The sequence below is a fragment of the Granulicella aggregans genome (assembly GCF_025685565.1).
GTDB classification, from domain to species: domain Bacteria; phylum Acidobacteriota; class Terriglobia; order Terriglobales; family Acidobacteriaceae; genus Edaphobacter; species Edaphobacter aggregans_B.
Genome location: NZ_JAGSYE010000001.1, coordinates 287,549 through 305,499 on the forward strand (window position 1 = coordinate 287,549; position 17,951 = coordinate 305,499).

The 17,951-nt window shown below is 60.5% G+C and carries 12 protein-coding genes; 3 read left to right on the forward strand and 9 right to left on the reverse strand.

All coding sequences use genetic code 11. The features are described 5' to 3' along the window. Positions 1 to 8 precede the first annotated feature (8 nt). A complete protein-coding gene (locus OHL18_RS01160; RefSeq protein WP_263373002.1) occupies positions 9 to 1,238 on the forward strand; it encodes an acetate/propionate family kinase in 1,230 nt (409 codons plus the stop codon). A gap of 236 nt (positions 1,239 to 1,474) precedes the next feature. Further along, positions 1,475 to 3,877 (forward strand): phosphoketolase family protein, encoded by a 2,403-nt coding sequence (locus OHL18_RS01165; protein WP_263373003.1) that lies wholly within the window; start codon positions 1,475 to 1,477, stop codon positions 3,875 to 3,877. Positions 3,878 to 4,043: 166 nt separating this feature from the next. Here the strand turns inward: OHL18_RS01165 and OHL18_RS01170 are convergent, their stop codons facing one another. From OHL18_RS01170 to OHL18_RS01200, 7 genes are all read right to left on the reverse strand, one after another. Next, positions 4,044 to 7,295 carry a TonB-dependent receptor gene (locus OHL18_RS01170; protein WP_263373004.1) on the reverse strand — a complete coding sequence of 1,084 codons (3,252 nt, stop codon included), beginning with the start codon at positions 7,293 to 7,295 and terminating at the stop codon, positions 4,044 to 4,046. A 372-nt stretch (positions 7,296 to 7,667) separates the two neighbouring features. Further along, positions 7,668 to 8,495, reverse strand: a complete 828-nt coding sequence (locus tag OHL18_RS01175; protein WP_263373005.1) for a glycosyltransferase family 2 protein — start codon at positions 8,493 to 8,495, stop codon at positions 7,668 to 7,670. Between the two features lie 41 nt (positions 8,496 to 8,536). After that, entirely contained in the window at positions 8,537 to 9,781 is a 1,245-nt protein-coding gene (locus OHL18_RS01180) for a beta-ketoacyl-[acyl-carrier-protein] synthase family protein (protein ID WP_263373006.1), read from the reverse strand. A 22-nt stretch (positions 9,782 to 9,803) separates the two neighbouring features. Continuing rightward, positions 9,804 to 10,076 carry an acyl carrier protein gene (locus tag OHL18_RS01185; RefSeq protein WP_263373007.1) on the reverse strand — a complete coding sequence of 91 codons (273 nt, stop codon included), beginning with the start codon at positions 10,074 to 10,076 and terminating at the stop codon, positions 9,804 to 9,806. 68 nt (positions 10,077 to 10,144) lie between these two features. After that, positions 10,145 to 11,344, reverse strand: a complete 1,200-nt coding sequence (locus tag OHL18_RS01190) for an NAD(P)/FAD-dependent oxidoreductase (protein ID WP_263373008.1) — start codon at positions 11,342 to 11,344, stop codon at positions 10,145 to 10,147. 245 nt (positions 11,345 to 11,589) lie between these two features. Beyond that, a complete protein-coding gene (locus OHL18_RS01195) occupies positions 11,590 to 12,654 on the reverse strand; it encodes a type III polyketide synthase (protein ID WP_263373009.1) in 1,065 nt (354 codons plus the stop codon). 51 nt (positions 12,655 to 12,705) lie between these two features. Further along, the gene (locus OHL18_RS01200; protein WP_263373010.1) at positions 12,706 to 13,593 is read right to left on the reverse strand and encodes a TTC39/IML2 family protein; all 888 of its coding nucleotides are present in this window, start codon (positions 13,591 to 13,593) and stop codon (positions 12,706 to 12,708) included. A 169-nt stretch (positions 13,594 to 13,762) separates the two neighbouring features. Here OHL18_RS01200 and OHL18_RS01205 point away from each other — a divergent pair, with 169 nt between their 5' ends. Then, entirely contained in the window at positions 13,763 to 15,574 is a 1,812-nt protein-coding gene (locus tag OHL18_RS01205) for a mechanosensitive ion channel family protein (RefSeq protein ID WP_263373011.1), read from the forward strand. 105 nt (positions 15,575 to 15,679) lie between these two features. Here the strand turns inward: OHL18_RS01205 and OHL18_RS01210 are convergent, their stop codons facing one another. Together OHL18_RS01210 and OHL18_RS01215 are read right to left on the reverse strand one after the other, a co-directional pair. After that, positions 15,680 to 17,353, reverse strand: coding sequence for a hypothetical protein (locus OHL18_RS01210; RefSeq protein ID WP_263373012.1), 1,674 nt, complete (start codon positions 17,351 to 17,353; stop codon positions 15,680 to 15,682). A 170-nt stretch (positions 17,354 to 17,523) separates the two neighbouring features. Continuing rightward, complete coding sequence (locus tag OHL18_RS01215) at positions 17,524 to 17,931, reverse strand: helix-turn-helix domain-containing protein (RefSeq protein ID WP_263373013.1); 408 nt, start codon at positions 17,929 to 17,931, stop codon at positions 17,524 to 17,526. Positions 17,932 to 17,951 lie beyond the last annotated feature (20 nt).

Genomic DNA, 17,951 nt, shown 5'->3' on the forward strand with positions numbered 1-17,951 from the left:
GCGGACCGATGCATGTACTGGTGATTAATAGCGGGTCGTCGTCCATCAAGTTCTCGATGTTCGAGGTGGGAGGGCGGGCGAGTTCGCCGATCGCAATTTACGACGGCGAACTAGGCGGGGTCGGGACGCCGAAGCCTGGTTTCAAGTTTGCTGACGCTTCAGGGAACGACCTGTCTGGCGGGGTGGCCGTCCATGCGGGAACGATCGAGGAGGCGATCCAGACGGTCGAGCAGGCTGTTGGCGCTGGCGGGCTCCCGAAGGTGGATGCGGTCGGATACCGTGTGGTGCATCCAGGGGCGAGGCTCAAAGGGCATCAGCGGATCACGAGTGAGGTGCTACAGGCGCTGCGCGATGCGGAGGCGTTCGCTCCGCTGCATGATCCGGTTGCGGTCGAGATCATCGAAGAGATGATGAAGCGGCTGCCGGATGTGCCGCACTTCGCGTGCTTCGATACCGTGTTTCACGAGACCATGCCGGAGGCGGCCAAGACTTATGCCATTCCGTTGGAGTATCGCGAGCAGGGCGTGCGGCGGTATGGATTTCATGGGTTGAGTTGTGAGTCGATCATCGCGCAGTTTCGTGAAGCGGGAATTCCGATGCCCAGGCGGATGGTGATCGCGCACCTTGGCAGTGGATGCAGCGTGACCGCTTTGCTTGATGGCAAGTCGGTGGACACGACGATGGGGCTGACCCCAACCGGAGGCGTGGTGATGGGGACGCGGCCAGGGGATCTTGATCCGGGACTGATGGTTTATCTGCTGCGGCAGCAGAAGAGCGATCAGGCGAAGGAGGTTGAGGCGATGGTCAATCACAAGGCGGGGATGGTGGCGCTTTCGGGCATGGCGAACGATATGAGAGCCGTGCGTGCGGCGGCTGCGAGCGGAGATGCAAAGGCGGTGTTGGCGGTGGAGGTGTTTGTGCGCAGCGTGCGCAAGGCGATTGGTGGGTTCGCGTTTTTGATGGGCGGCCTGGATGCGGTGGTCTTTGCGGGTGGGATTGGAGAGCATGATACCTCGACGCGGCTCGAGGTGATGTCGGGATTGGATGGGGTGGGAATTTTGTTGGACGCGGCGGCGAATACGGCGAAGGGTGATGGGCTGCGGATGGTGAGCAGCGACAATTCAAAGACTGCGGTCTTCGTCATTCCAGCGGCGGAAGACCGGATGATCGCGTGGCACGTGAGAGAGATGACCGGGGCACCGGCGAAATGCGGGGATTCTTCGCTGCGCTCAGAATGACGATCGGGACGGTGGTGGCACTCATCGCCAGCGAGTCGTTGTAACAGGGCGTTGATGTTCGGGCAATCATTTGGGGCTAATTTGATCTTCTGTGACGCTCGTCACGGCTGCGAGCGTCCGGATTGCGTCTTATGTATGTAGAAGCACAGAACTCTGAGTTCTCCGCAAGCGCCAGGCTCACTCAATCGCCTGCCTACCCAACAAGCTAAGCAAGAAGCTCACACAAGGAGCTCCAAATGCCCGCAACGATCACTCAAGACGAACTGGAAATCGAAGTCCCGGCTCTTTCCGGCGAAGAGCTTCGCAAGATGGATGCGTACTGGCGGGCCTGTAACTATCTTTGCGCGGGAATGCTCTATCTGAAGGAGAACCCGTTGCTGCGCGAGCTGCTGAAGCCGGAGCAGATCAAGAACCGCCTGCTGGGACATTGGGGATCGGACCCAGGCCAGACGTTTACGTGGGTTCATCTGAATCGGCTGATCAAGAAGTACGACCTGAACATGATCTACATCTCCGGGCCGGGACATGGAGCGCCGGCGACACTTTCAAACTGCTATCTGGAAGGCGTGTACTCCGAGGTGTATCCGGACAAGAGCCAGGACGAGGCGGGGATGCTGAAGTTCTTCAAGCAGTTCTCCTTTCCGGGCGGCATTGGCAGCCATTGCACGCCGGAGACACCGGGGTCGATCCACGAGGGCGGCGAGCTTGGATACAGCCTCGTGCATGGATTCGGAGCGGCGTTCGACAATCCTGATTTGATTGTGAATGTCGTTGTGGGCGATGGCGAGGCCGAGACTGGCCCGCTGGCTACTAGCTGGCACTCGAACAAGTTTCTGAATCCGATTCGCGATGGCGCAGTGCTGCCAATTCTTCACCTGAACGGCTACAAGATCGCCAATCCTACAATTCTTGCGAGGATTCCCGCAGACGAACTGGAGATGCTCTTCAAGGGCCTGGGATGGAAGCCTTATGTGGTGGAGGGCGACGATCCGGCAGTGATGCACCAGCAGATGGCGGCGACGATGGAGAAGTGCGTACTGGAGATCCGCGCGATCCAGGAACACGCGCGTACGACCGGAGATGTGACGCGGCCCTACTGGCCGATGATTATTCTGCGGACGCCGAAGGGATGGACCGGGCCCAAGGAGGTCGACGGGCACAAGATCGAAGGCTCGTGGAGAGCGCACCAGATTCCGATTCTCGATCCGAAGACGAACCCGGAGAACCTGGCGAAGCTTGAAGCTTGGATGCGGAGCTATAAGCCGGAGGAGCTCTTCGACGAGAAGGGCGCGCTGATCGAAGAGTTGCGCGAGATGGCCCCGAAGGGGCAGCGGAGATTGACCGGCAATCCGCATGCGAACGGCGGGTTGCTAAGGAAGCCGCTGGTTCTGCCGGACTTCCGTGACTATGCGGTGAAGGTGGAGAAACCGGGGCAGGTTGAGGTGTCGCCGACGGCCACGCTGGCTAAGTTTCTGGCCGATGTGATGCGGAACAACATGACGAACTTCCGCGTCTTCGGGCCGGATGAGACGGCTTCGAACAAGCTGGACGGGATCTATGCGGCGAGCCCGAAGACCTGGATGGAGGAGCTGATCGCTCAGGACGCCGACGGCGGCTTCCTGGCCAGAGACGGCCGAGTGATGGAGATGCTGAGTGAGACGACGCTTGAGGGCTGGTTCGAGGGCTATGTGCTGACGGGCCGGCACGGGCTCTTCTCGACGTATGAGGCCTTCGTGCATATCATCGACTCGATGTTCAACCAGCATGCTAAGTGGCTGGAGAAGAGCAAGTCGGAGCTGCGCTGGCGCGCGCCGATCTCTTCGATCAACATCCTCATCAGCTCTGTGGTGTGGCGGCAAGACCACAATGGCTTCACGCATGAAGATCCGGGCTTTCTCGACGTGGTGACGAACAAGAGCCCGGAGGTGACGCGGATCTATCTTCCGCCGGATGCAAACTGCGGATTGAGCGTCGGGGCGCACTGCCTGGCGAGCACGGACTACATCAACGTGATCGTGTCGGACAAGCAGCCGCATCTCTCCTACCTGACGATGGACGAGGCGGTGGCGCACTGCACCAAGGGCATCGGCATCTGGGACTGGGCAAGCAACGATGACGGTTTTGAGCCGGATGTAGTCATCGCATGCGCTGGCGACGTAGCGACGGCTGAGGCTCTAGCCGCGACGGCGATCCTGCGCGAGCACTGTCCGGAGCTGAAGATCCGGTTCGTCAATGTCGTCGACCTGTTCAAGCTGATGCCCAGCACCAAGCATCCGCATGGCCTGTCGGACGCCGACTTCGATTCCCTGTTTACCTGCGACAAGCCGGTGATCTTCAACTTCCATGCCTATCCCTGGCTGATCCATAAGCTGACCTATCGCAGGACGAACCATGCGAACCTGCATGTTCATGGCTATAAGGAGCGGGGCAATATCAATACTCCGCTTGAGCTGGCGATCGTGAACAGCGTGGACCGTTTTCATCTGGCGATCGATGTGATCGACCGGGTGAAGAAGCTGCAGGGTTCGGCGGCGCATACGAAGGAGTGGCTGAAGGGCGAGATCATTGAAGCCGTGAACTACGCGCATGAGAATGGGATCGACAAGAAAGAGTTTCGTGAGTGGAAGTGGCCGGCTTAGGCGAGTTGTACCGGGCGAAGAGAAAGACAAATTCGGGGATTCTTCCCCTTCACTTCGTTTAGGGACAGAATGACGCCCCCATAGATCAGAATGGTGGTCTAAAAGAGAAAAGCCCCACTCCTGTGCAGGAGTGGGGCTTTTGAATTGGCGCAGGTTTGGAGTTCAGCTAGAAGATGATCTTTCCACCGAACTGGGTATTGAAGGGTTCACCCGAACCGATGCCGGGGGCTCCGTTGTAGTCGCCGATGGTGTCGGTGAGCTGTCCACTTCCGCTAGGCGGGGCAAAGTTGTTGCGGTTGAAGAGATTGAACATCTCAGCACGGAGCTGAATGGTCAGGCGTTCGTAGATCTTGAAGTTCTTGAACGCAGAGGCATCAACGTCTGAGAATCCAGGGCCATAGTACTGGTTGCGCCGAAGCGTGCCAAATGTTCCAGGCGTCGCATCTGGGAATAGAGATGTATCGATCCAGACGGCTTGTGGCTTCTGTCCCTGACCTCCGACCTTGACACCCGGTACATAGTCCACCCGGTCAAGCCCCTCGTTGGTTCCACTGATGTCGGATCCGGCGAAGATCTGGAACGGCTGACCGCCATGGAAGTTCATCAGCGCGTTGAACTGCCATCCCTGGGTGAGAAGCCTCATCCTCGAGGAGCCAGGAAGCTCGTAGCTCAAGAAGGTTGTTAGGTTGTGGCGAGTGTCGTAGTCCGAGTTGCCGTAGTCTCCCTTGAAGTTGGTGCTGTCCTGCGGGAGCGTACCACGATACTGCGAGACCTCGTCGAGGTTATGTGCCCAGGTGTAGACGGCCTGCGCGGTGAGGTGGTGCCAGTTGCTCATGCGAAGCTGGGCCTGGAGCGAGTTGTAGTTCGCGGTGCCGATGCTGGAGATCTGGTTGATGTTGCCGTAGTAGTTGTACTGGCTGTAGTACGGACGGGTCTGCTGACGTTTGAAGTCGGCACCGACCAGAACGGCTCCTGTTACGGGGTCAACGGTGTCAGTGTAAACGCCAGGGGCGGCCTGGTTAATGTCCAGTAGGCTGAGCAGATGACGTGCAGATGATCCGACGTAGCCAAGCTGCGCGATGACATTCTTCGACAACGTGCGCTCGATATTCAGGCTGTAGTTCTCGTTGTAGGAGGGACGGAAGTTTGGAGCAACCGTGAAGACACCGCAGGTTGAAGTTGCCTGGCAAGGAAATCCGGCAGAGGACGGAAAGATGGGAACGCCCGCAGTAATCGTGGTGTTATTACCACCGTTAGCCGCAGCGACGGAGAAGACAGGGCTGCCGCCGCCTGGGTTTCCTTCTACTCCGTTCGGGGCCTGGTTGCCGGGACGGTTGTCAAGGAAGGGGTTCAGGTTTGGGGTATCGGCGTACCAGCCGTATCCAGCGCGGAGCACGGTGTTTTCGTCCAGCGAATAGCTGAAGCCGACGCGGGGGCTGATGTTCTTGTAGTACTGCGGATAGAGCGAGCTGATCTGGTTGCCCTGGAAGGCAAGGCCATTGGTGGCGGTAAGCGCTGGACGGAAGACCGAGAGGTTCTGGTACTGGTTGTGAAGCGGGCCTTCGTAGTCGTAACGGATGCCGTAGTTTACGTTCAGCTTCTGCGTGACCTGCCAGTTGTCGCCGGCGTTGAGGAACCAGGTGTTGACGAAGACCTGACGGTCGGGATCGCCAATGGTTATGCTTGCAGCAGAGGTCTTGCCTGCGAGGAAGTCAGCGAGGGACGAAACGAGTATGCCGTCCGCAGTGTCGTAGCTGCTTACGTCAACCTTCGTCTGGCTGCCATCAAACGTGAAAGAGCCGGTGGCGTGGCGGTGATAGAACTCGTCGAGCTGGGCCTGACGATACTCGCCGCCGAAGCGGAACTGGTGCTTGCCCTTGACCCAGGAGACCTGGTCGGTAAGGTGGCCGGTGATGTCGTTACGACCCTCCGGAGGAGTTTGTCCGACCGGGTCGAAGTTCTTGATGGTGATGTTTGGTGCGTTCGGGAAGGTTGCGCCGGTGATAAAGCCGAGGCTCTGCACATTCTGGTTAGTCTTGTAGTCGTCAAATACTTGGTTGAAGTAGTTGACGCCGGCGAGCATTTCGTTCGAGATCGTGGGAGAAATCTGACGGCTATACACGATAGCGAGGTTCTGAACGTGGATGGGAGCTACTTCATAGTAGGCAAGAAGCTGCGAGCCGGCGGGTGCGACCTGGTTGCCTTGACCTACGAACCAGTGAGCGCTGAGTTGATCCTTGTCGCTTAGCTTGTAGTCGACCTTGCCCAGGCCGTTGTAACTGTAGCCGAACTCTGGATCGTTCGAGTGGAAGTTGCTCTGGGTACCGGTGGTGTCTACGGCGAGAACGCTCGTTCCCCATAGGTCATTGAGCACGTTCTGCATGAGGGGATTGACAGCTATTCCTTTAGCGGTCAAAGCAGCGATTGCCTTGCTCTGCCAGCCGACTGAAGGTTCCGTCGCGGTTCCGGACTGGCCAATGACGAAGCGCTGCTGCTCATAAGTGACGAAGCCGAAGAGTTTGTCCTTGAGGAAAGGGCCACCGAGCGAGAATCCAGTATTGTAGTTGCGGACTTTCTGCTTGGTATCTACGAAGGGACTCTTTGCGCCGAAGAGTTCGTTGCGGTTGAAGTAGTAGGCGGTTCCGTGGAGGGTGTTGGTGCCGGACTTGAGGGTCAGGTTTACGGTTCCGCCGGGGTTACGTCCGCCTTCGGGGCCAGCCTGGGTCTGCGCGGAGAACTGATCGACCGCGTCGATGGGAAGAATGATTCCGGCGATGCCGGAGACGCCGCCCTGGTTGACGGCGGGAACGTTATGCCAGAGGTCGTTGTTGTCGACGCCGTCGATCTGCCAGTTGACCTGGTTGGCGCGGGTACCGTTGAGCGATCCGAAGCCGCCGCCGGAGTAGCCGCCGAAGCCGGGCGTGAGGGCGATCATCTGCGTGAAGTCGCGGCCATTGAGCGGGATGTCCTCCACGGTCTTTGAATCGATGACGGTGTTCTGCACAGTGGAAGTAGTGTCGAGCGCGATGGCGCTGGCCTCAACCTCAATGGTCTGCGCCGAGGAGGAGACCGAGAGCTTAACCGGAAGGGTGAAGATGACACCGGCCGAGACCATGATCTTGTCCGTCTTCACCGTGCTGAAACCGGGAGACGAGACGACGACCGAGTAGGTGCCGAGGGGCAGGTCCTGAAACAAAAACTCGCCCGCAGAGGAGCTGGGCGCGGTCTTTACGGCTCCGGTATCCACGTTGGTGATGGTGACGGTCGCGTTCGGAATGACGGCGCCGGAGTTATCGGTGACGGTACCGTTGACACCGCCGCGATACGTCTGCGCGGTCGCCGTGACCGTCCATGCGAATAGCGCGAGCAAGAGACCTAAAGCTGCGGTCTGGAACTTTCTATACATCGTGGGCTTCACGAGTACCTCCTGAAAAATGAATGCAGTTTTCCCCGCCGTATATAACGGGTTTTTTGAAATGGAATGGAAAAAATCCCAGCGTTCGTGGCTGGATCAAGACACAGTTTTCACCGCCGTGCATCACGGGTAATTTTTTGAGAATGGAATGTAGGGATGCACCAGCTTCATGGCTGGGTGCTACATGAAACGGAACGAAATCAGAACCCGGTGCTTACTCGAAAGTTGGGGTACTTGAAAGTTACGTTATGTGAATGAGAGATGAAGCTAAGGTAATTCGGTTGGGCCGGAATTGCAAGCTAGATTTGGAAGTCTTGCCACAAACATCACGCTTCGAGATTGCCACGCAGGCTTTGGCCTCAGGTGCCAGCCACGCTACTTCGAAGGCGTTCCGGAGCGGCGAAGCTCATCCGTCTTGAGGACGATGAGGTACTCGTAGATGGACTGAAGCGCAGCGTAGGTGAGACCGGCGCGGCCATCGAGGATGGCCCGGCGGACCAGTGTCATATAAAGAAACTTGAGGACTGGGCGGAAAGGCAGCCGATAGAAGATGGCCTTCTGGTGCATCCGCCGCTGGTGGAAGTTCCTATCGAAGAGGGCCTTCCTGAGCGACGGATTGCGCAGACCCTGCTGGCGATAGATGAGCTGGGCTTCCATCGTGGAGTAGGTGTTGTGCTTGTCCATCCACTGGGCAATTCCCTTCGAGAAGGGGAAGTGATCGAGCGGAGAAGAGAGATCGCCGATCTCGCCTTTGACCTCAAGAACTTCGTTGATCGCGCGGGTGTAGTGGGCGCACTCGTGGCGGACGAGGCGAATATAGAAGGGCGAGATCTGCGCGTGTTTGAGCCAGGTGCCGAAGAGGAAGTCGCGACGGCGGAGGCGAAAGCCGGCTACTCCTGCAGAGGCGGATGCGACGGCCTTCAACATCTCCGCAGCCAACGGCGGCGCGGCGCGCTCATCGGCGTCGAGCAGGAAGAGCCAGGGATGTTTGAAGGGCACCTCGCGCAGAGCAGCGGTGCGATGCTGGGCGTAGTCGTCGAAGATTCGTTGATGCACGTGGGCACCGGCGGCGCGGGCGATCTCGACGGTCGCATCGACGCTGAAGGAGTCGAAGACGTGCACGTCATCGGACCAGGCAACGGAGGCGAGGCAGGCAGGAAGGTCCTGCTGTTCGTTGCGGGTAAGAATAAGTACGGAGATCATGACGGCCTATCGTACTGCTCGGAACATAAAGAAGCCGCGTTTCATGCAGAGCGGGCGGGAGCATCGTAGCGTTTGAGGGCGACGACGCCGTTGAGGCCGCCGAAGGCGAGCGAGTTCGACAGGGCGATACTGCGGTCGGGATCGGCGGGGCGGGGTTGGTTGAGAATCACATCGAGATGGATCGCGGGATCGATCGTCGTGACGCCAGCGTTGAAGGGTAACTGGCCGGTGTGAAGCGCAAGGATGGTGGCGATGGCTTCAAGAGCGCCAGTCGCGCCGATCGAGTGGCCGTGGAGGCTCTTGGTGGAACTGATGGGAATCTGCGCGGCGCGGTCGCCGAAGACCTTGTGGATGGCGGCGGCCTCGACGGTGTCGTTGGCCTGGGTGCCGGTGCCGTGGGCGTTGATGTAGCCGACGTCATCCGGTGAAGCCCCGGCATCTTTGAGGGCTTTCCGCATCGCCAAGGCTGCGCCGTCGGACTGCGGCTGGGTGATGTGGTGGGCGTCGGCGGACATGCCGAAGCCGACGATCTCGGCGAAGATCGTCGCTTTACGCGCAAGCGCTGAATCCAGGCTCTCGAGGACGAGCATGGCTGCGCCTTCGCCCAGGGTCATGCCGTCGCGGTCGGCTGAGAATGGCCGGCATGCGGTGGGGGAGACGACGCGCATGCTGTCCCAGGCGCGGAGGAATCCGAAGGTGAGCGGGGCCTCGTGGCCGCCGGCGATTGCGGCTTCGGACATGCCCGAGCGGACCATGTGGAAGGCCTGTCCGAGCGCGTGAGTCGAAGAAGCACAAGCGGTAGAGATGTTGAGCACAGGGCCGGTGATGCCGAGGTCGATGGAGATGTGGCTGCCGCCGGCGGAGGCCATGGTTCGGGTGACGGTAAGCGGGTGCACGCGGGCGTTGCGGTAGTAGAGCTTGGCGGTCTCGATCTCTTCCGACGAGCGGCCACCGCACGAGCAGCCGAGGATCACGGCGATGTCTTCCGGAGCGTAGTGCTTCATTAACTCGCTCTGCGCGGCGGCCTGACGAGCGGCGACGATGGCGAACTGAGCTGTGAGATTGGTCGCGGTGATGACGCCGGAGGTGAGGTGCTGATCGGGATCGAAGCCGATGACCGAGGCCATGCGATTGAAGCGGATGCCGTTCTGGCCTTCCACTGCCTCGGGCAGCAGGCCGAACTCGGCGATACCGGTGCGACCGGCGAAGAGAGAGGATTCGAACTCGGGGATTGTGTTGCCGATTGGCGTTACGCAACCCATACCGGTGATGACGACACGCTTCAAGTGGTGGTGCTCCTGCGAAGGTTTAGATGGCCGTGGCTGCCGGCTGGTCGGCAGCTTCGTGCTGCAGACGGATGACGCCGTCGATAACGTCTCCGACCGTTTTCAGGCTGGATATGGATTCGTCGGGGATCTGGATGTTGAAGGCGTCTTCGATCTCGAAAGAGATGTTGATCTTATCGAGGGAGTCGATGGCAAGCTCGTCGAAGGTCTTGTCCCGGGTGACGGTGTCTTCGGGGATGAGCTTGGACTTCGCAATGATGGCGATGCAGCGCTGCTCTACCGACCCTTCATCCATACGCCCTGATACCCTTCCCGGTTTGCGTCTGTCAGGATTGCGACGTTCGCGCGCCAGACAGACGTTCTTTAGGGTACAGCATTCCGCGGAACCGGGGTGGAAACGGAGCTGGGGTGGGCTGGTTTCAGGACGGGTCGCCGGTCGCGCGGCGAAAACCCGGCGTTACCGATATGGATCTCCAGCAGTTTGGCGAAGAGCCAGGGAATGCGGGCCAGAAGATCGATGGAGCAAGTGCGAAGGAGCGGAGAGCTGTCGAGCAGGAGCATGGTGCTGGCCATGAGATGGGGCCTCCGACGCATATGCAGGTGCGAACGCTGGTACGCGGCCAGATCGCCGGCTTGGATGGCGTCAGCGAGCGAAAGCGCCTGGCGAAATGCGAGCGAGAGACCTTCGCCGGTGACGGCGTCGACCGAGCCAGAGGCGTCGCCGAGCAGAGCGACATTGCCTTTGGTGACGCGATGCAGCTTGCGGCTGTAGGTAATAGCTCCGCGTGGGGCATCGCTGGGCTGGGCTCCTTCTAGGCGGGCCGCTAGCTGCGGGAAGTGGGCGAGGGCTTCGGGCACTCCGGCGGCAAACTTGGTGTGGGCTACGAAGGCGACGCAGATCTCGGTTGCGGAGACGGGCGTGACGTATGCCTGACCTCGGTCGCTCCAGTAGACCTCGACGAACTCTGTCCAGGGGGCAATGGCGAAGTGCTGGCGGAGACCGACTCTTTGCGCGGTGATTCTGGCGCGATCGAGGCCGGCGGCGGAGCGGATGCGGGACTGGTGGCCGTCCGCGCCGACGACGTAGCTTGCGTGGAAGCTGCCGCGGTTGGTCTCGACGGTAGTGTGATCGCTTCCTTGCCCTGTGAGGCCACGAACGACCGTCTCCCAGGAGAAGACGACGCCGAGTTCGATGGCGCGGTCGAGCAGAAGCTGATGCAGCGTCTTGCGCTTGACGCCGCGACCTTCTCCAGCGTGGCCCGGGAAACGTGCCTGGACGGTGGTGCCGTCCGCGGTATCGATGAAGCGGATGCCAAGGATACGAGCGGACTCTGCCTCAACCAACGCGGGGAGGTCGATGCCCAGGTTGCGGAGTGCGGCGAGGGTGTCGGGCATAAGTCCCTCGCCACAGGCCTTGTCGATGGGCGGCTTCATGCCGTCGGCCACAAGGACTCTGTGCCCTTTGCGGGCGAGAGCGATGGCACAGGCCAGACCTGCCGGACCGCCGCCCGCGATGAAGACGTCTGCTTCAGGGGCGATGGCAATTGGATGGGCGTAGGGCACTGTTGCTTGAGACTCCCGCTGCTTCAAAACGTATCACGCGGAGTTTGGGGCTTTGGTGCGTCAGACCGTCGATTTGTAGGGGTAAAGAGCGCGGTTCACACAAATGTCCCACCCATCGCCAAAGACAGCAGCACGATGGATGGGGCAGCCTGCGTGGAGTGGTTGCCGAGCGTAAGAGCCAATGCGGGGGGCTCTCCACTGCGCTTCGCTCCGGTCAAGATGACGGGTGTAAGGGGATAGAGTGGCTACCACTGGAGAAGAACGAGTTCCGAACAGAAACCGGGACCCATGGCGGCGAGAATGCTGTAGGTTCCGGGAGCGCCGCGGTGCTTCGCGAGATTTTCTTCGAGCACGCAGAGGACGGAAGCTGCGGAAAGATTGCCGACCTCACGAAGGCTCTTCCAGGAGAGTGCCAGAGCGTCCTCGGGGAGATTGAGCGTGGACTGCATCGCTTCGAGGACCTTGGGACCGCCGCTGTGGAAGATCCAGCTTCCGATGCCGTCGATGGTGACGTTGTTGGCTTCGAGGAAACGGGTGGCGTCGTCGAGGAGGTTCTTCTCGACGACCTTGGGGACTTCGGGCGAGAGGACGATGCGGAAGCCCATGTCGCCGATGTCCCAGCCCATGACGGTCTCGGTGTCGCGGTAGAAAGTGCTCTGCGTGGCGATGACGCGGGGTCCGGGCTGCGGCAGGTTAGGGATAACGGCGTTATCGCCGGCGATGACGACTGCGGCGGCTCCGTCGCCGAAGAGGCCGCAGGAGATTAGGTTCGCGATGGACTGGTCGTCATCCTGCCAGGTGAGGGAGCAGAGTTCGACGGAAAGGAGGAGTGCGATCTGGTCGGGGAAGGCTTTCACGTAGTCGGATGCCCGGGCAATTCCCGCTGCTCCGGCGACGCAGCCGAGGCCGAAGATGGGGGTGCGCTTCACGTGCGTCGGGAAAGGCAGCAGGTTGATCAGGCGGGCGTCGATGGTGGGACTGGCGATGCCGGTGACCGAAGCAAAGAAGATCGCCGAGATGTCCGCGGCGGTGAGGCCGAGGGGATCGAGCGCGTTGGCGATCGCGGCCTGGGCGAGGGTGACGGCGGCGTCGATCCACGCGGTGTTGGTCTGGCCGAAGCCCTTGAGAGTCGGGTAGACGTCGAGCGGATAGACGAGGTAACGGGTATCGACGCCGCAGTTGGCGAAGAAGCGCTTGATGAGGCGCGGCTCTTCCATCTTGCCTTCCCAACGGACGGTGAGAGCTTCAGCGATCTCGGACTGGGAGTACTTGTGCGGCGGGAAGGCTGTTCCTACGGAAGCGATCTGCATTCAGGTCCTTTGAACTGTTAATTTAGACGGAAGAGGTTACAGGCGTGGCAATTAGTGGATGCGGGCGAGTTGGCGTTCGTAGAGAGTGTTGCCGGGGTATTGCTTCATGAGCGCTATAAGGATAGAACGTGCCTGCTGGGGATTACCGTCACGGATCGCGGCTACGGCGAGCATCATGCGGGCGAAGGGTGCGAGATAGTGGCCCTGGTTCGCTGTCAGGGTGAGGAGCTTAATTCCCTGCTCCTTGTCGGTTGAGGCACCAGTGATGCCGAGAATCCAGCGCACGGCAGCGGGTTTCAGGCTGAGCATGTAATTCTCTACTCCACTGGCAAGATAGGCGTCGTACATGTGGGGATCGATGGCGAGGGCCTGCTTTGAATAGGCGCTGGCCTGCTTGGTGAGTGAAAGCGCGGCGAGATCTTTCTTGTCGATCATCAGGGCGTAGTCCGAACGCATGCCGTAGACGAGGGTCTTGGCGTAGAAGGCGCGGGCATCTTTCGGGTTGCGCTGGAGCGCGGCGTCGGCGAGCTTCTCGGCTTGATTGGTGCGGTCGTCGAAGGCCTTGCGGACGGCGGGGTCCGGGGTGAGGCGGCTGCGGTTGTCGAAGCGGCTTTGATCGGCAAAGAGCTGAACGTCGATGATGTGCAAGCGGTCGAACTCGCCGAAGAGGTAGGCGGCGGCGTCGGATGCAGCGGCGAGACCGTCCTCGGGATGCTGGGCAAGCCAATGCTGGAAGACCTTGTGGGCTGCGGGGAAGTTAACGTTGTACATGTCAAAGTAGCCCTGATCGAGGCCGGCAGAATGGTCTTGGATCGGCGTGGTGGCGATGAGAGGGGTCGATTGCGCGTGAAGCTGGCCGACTGGAGCGGCGGCCAGCACGGCGAGGAGGGTGAAAGAGATTGTGCTGGAGACGCGGCCCATCTTCTGGTGCAACTTCATGCGGACTTGCCTCAATTCCATGATGACGGGTCAAGGTTATTACTGCGTGACCAAGCAGTTAGATGCAGATTTTGGCCCTCCATCCCGGAGCGGGAGCTCTGAAGCAGTCGATCGGCGATGGAAGGCGACCTGCTAGCCTTAAGACGTCTGGAAGAAGGCTGGGTTACGAATGAAGTGGTGGCTGAAAGATGGGCAGCGGATGCTGCTGGCACTGCCCGCAGTGGCGCTGGTGCTGTGCCTGGTGGGGCTGTATCTGACGCGGGGAGCGATGGCGAACCTGTCCTTCCTCGGAGATAAAAGCACCGGACTTGTCGACCAGCGGCCCTGGCAGACGATACAGGCGCTTGCCCCGCTAGCGGTCTCGGCGGAGGAGCAGAGCTTCGCGCAGGAGGCGGAGCGACTGGCAGACCACGAGGTCGACCAGGCGTTTGCGCAGGCGCTTCGCGAGGCCAGCACGCAGTCGAAGACGATGACGCCGGAGGCACAGGCGCTCTCCGTGAAGGTCAGCCAGCTTGAAGATGAGGTAAAGGCGGACAAGGCGCGGGTGGTGGCGCTGGGCGGCGATCCGAAGGCAAAGACTGATACCGCAACCGCCGCGGCCTCCGACAGCGGCAATGATGACCTGGATGCAGCTCAGACGCAGCTTCAGCTCGACAGCGATGAGCTGGACGATGCGAATGAGAACCTTGCCAAGGCAACCGGCGACAAGCGCGGAACGATCCAGCAGGAGCTTTTGGCGCGCGAGAATGCGATGAAGAAGAGCGCCGTGGATGGCGGAGGGAAGACGGCGATCGTCTCGGCGAAGAGCAGAGGCACGTTGGCCGCGCGGATTGGAGCGTGGTTCGATCAGCGCAGCAGGCGTGCGCTCATCCTTGAGGCACAGCAGGAGGCAGACAAGGATGCCGAGGCGCTACGGGGGCAGCATGCAAAGATCGAGGCGCAGTCTAGCGCCGCAGCATCGGCGGCGAGCGCGGGTTTGATGGCGGCTGGAACTCAGACGGCGACGGAGCCGGACGCAAAGTCGTCGACACGAGTTGGAAGACTGCAGCGGCTGAGGACGCTCTCCGAGGAGCACTCGATTCTTGAAGACCGACTGGCGACGCAGCAGCAGCTTTCGAAGGTCTACGGCCAATGGGCGGCCCAGGTGGACCAGCAGCACAAGATCGTCTTTCACCTGATGCTGCGGTCGTTCGCGTTGATCGCATTCATCGTCCTGTGCGCGGTGCTGGCGGTATTTGGAATCGATATTCTGGTCGATCGCTCCACGATGGAGCCGCGCCGGATGCACACGATGAAGACGATCGCCCTGCTTGCGGTGCAGGTCGTCTCGCTGGGGCTGGTGCTGCTGGTGATCTTTGGAACTCCAAGCCAGATGCCGACGATTCTTGGCCTCGCGACTGCCGGGGTTACAGTGGTCTTTCAGGACTTCATCCTCGCCTTCTTCGGCTGGTTCGTCCTGATGGGCAAGAACGGCATCCGTGTGGGCGATTGGGTGGAGATCAACTCGGTTGGCGGCGAGGTGGTGGAGATCACACTCTTCCGCACCATGCTGATGGAGACCGGCAACTGGACCGACAAGGGCCATCCGACTGGGCGGCGGGTCACCTTCATCAACAACTTTGCGATTACCGGGCAGTACTTCAACTTCTCGACCGTGGGGCAATGGATGTGGGACGAGATCTCGGTCACCATTGCTTCCGGCGAGGCGGCCTACAAGACGATCGAGGCGATTCGAGACCGCGTCATCGCAGATACGCGCAAGGATGCGGAGCTAGCCGAGCAGGAGTGGAAGCTGGCGACGCGGCAGCAGGGGTTGAGCCAGTTTTCAGCGACGCCCTCAGTGGACCTGCGGCCCGGAGCGGCGGGCATCGACATTATCGTGCGCTACGTGACGCGCGCGGCGAACCGGTTTGAGATGCGGAACAAGCTTTATCAGGCGCTGATGGATATTCTGCAGTTGCAGCCGGAGAAGATGGCGTAGAGCTGATCGCTGCGTTGGTGGAAGAGCGAAATGCGGGGTTCTCTCTCCACTTCGCCAAGCAATGAGACCGCTTGGCTCCGGTCCAGATGACGTTTCTTTTGACGGTCAGTCGAGAGTTAGTTCGGCACCCTGAGGCAGAGTCGACTGGAAGACGACGAGCTCCTGGTGGACGCGCGCGGCGGTGCCGGAGTCGGTCGCGTAGAACTGGACTTCGGTCTCTCCGGCCGAGACCAAGGGCCCGGTGAACGCTAACGTGGCGACGTGGGTCCAGCCCTCAGGAATCTGATCCGGGAACCACTCCTGATAGATGATCGCCAGATGGACTCCATTTGCCGCGACGAAGGCCTGATATTCAGCCGGAGAAGCATGATGTGCGATCATAAGCCGCGCCTGCTCCGAGCCGAGGCCGCCCAGATCGAGCACAGGATACGGGTTGTGATACGAGGCCAATCCGAGGTCGTTCACCGCGACAGGCGCGCGATAGTAGCCATCGATGAAGCGGTGCATCTGCAGCTGCTGTTCATAAACGTTATTCGCTGCCCTGGGAACCTGAGCGGTACTGTTGACATAGCGCGCGCCGACCAGCAGAAGAGCGGCGAAGGCTCCGATGACGAGAACGACGCGGCTGCGGTGGACGACGTCGTAGCGCCTTTCCGGGGACATGGCGAAGCGGACGAGACCTCGCGCGAGGAAGAGGCTCATCAGGCATACGCCGAGCAAAAGGTAGTCCTCGTAGCGCTCGAGCCAGCCGAATCGGCCGGCCACTGCCTGGCCTCCGATCAGACACAATAGAGGAAGCGAGATCAGGCCGTTTGGAGTCCAGGGGCGGCCACGGTGGAAGAGGTCCTGAGAGAATCGGGCCGCCGCGAAGAGGCCAATGAGCAGTAACGGAAGTCCGATGGGGTGTCCAATCATGGTGTCGATAGTCATGATGAGACCGTGCAGGAACTGCTTCGGACCACCTCCCATGCCGCCTGCGACGACGGACTTGACCAGGATGGAGCTGGGAAGCGCGGAGAGGCCCAGATGCTTGAGGAAGAGGCTGAAGCCCGCGACCAGAGCGGTCATGGCGACGAAGGTGGCCAAGGCCGTCCGTAGACGACCGCGCAGTGCAAGCAAGACGATCGTCCCAAAGCTGAGGGCCAATCCCTCGTAGCGGACTAGAGGGGAGAGAACCAGGACAAGTGGCAGCCAGCGCGGCATCTGGTTGCGATCGATGAGAAGGACGGCACCGTAGACTGTCGCAGCCACCAGAGCGATGTGGAGACTGTGCTCGAGGCCGGTGAAGACGACTCCTACAAGATTGAACGAGATCGCGATGAGCGCGAGAGCTGCCGCCTGCGCGAAGCTCGCCAGATTATCGTTGCCCAGGCGAAGGTGGAGAAGGAAGCGGCGAACGATCTCAACGGTTGCGAAGAGACAGACAATGTTGATGATCAGCGGGAAGTATGGGTGCAGCGGAGTTCCCGACGCGATGGCGAGCAGAAACGGGAACAGGATCGAAGAAGAGGGAGCGGCGTGGGTGCCGGGGTAGAGTCCATAGTTGCCATGCCGAATCTGGTCGCTTAGGGCGAGATGGATGTAGGGATCGTCCAGCGTGTAGGTGAAGGTCCCGTGATTGAGCTTGAGGATTCCCGCAAAGAGGACGGCAACCAGCGCGGCGATGGCCGCGTAAGCGAGGGGTGAGGCGAGGCCACGCAGTATCCGCTGCCGATGGGTCGATAGCGCTTGATGCGGATCGACAACGGCAGACGCGGCGGTCGTTCTTGAATCGGTCATCAACACTTATAGCCCAGGGAAGATGCTACCTCGCCTAAGCATATCCGGAACTTCCCCAGAACTGTCCCGAAGACGCTTGAGGCCGCGCAAACCATAGAGGGATTGACCTGGCATCTGCGCGTGAGCTTCGAGACGCCGCGATCGGCGCCCGGCGGCGGGGGAAAGTTGAATTACAGGTTCCTGAGCAGTTCGGAGAGGGAGATCTTCATCCCCAACGCGATGACTTCAAGCATGGGCAGCGAGATGGACTTGCGACCGCGCTCGACGTCCGAGATAAAGCTGCGGTCGATGCCGAAGTCGCGGGCCATGCGGAGCTGCGTGAGATTGCGCTCGCGGCGCAGCTCGCGAAGACGAACGCCGAATCGGCTGCTGACATCGAGAGAAGGCGAGCTTTGCGGGGAGCTCGGGGCAGCGTCCGGCGAGGACATCTCGGCGGCGGCATCGGTCGGCGAATCTGCTGGGTGCCGCGGCGTCGCGGGGCGAATCGAGTCGCTCCATGTGAAGCTGGAAGAGGATGGCCGTGCGGTTGATGTCTTTGAGGGCTCCGCTACGAAGGTCTGAGTCGTTGTAGTTAGCATTGGCCCATTCTTGGTCGAAT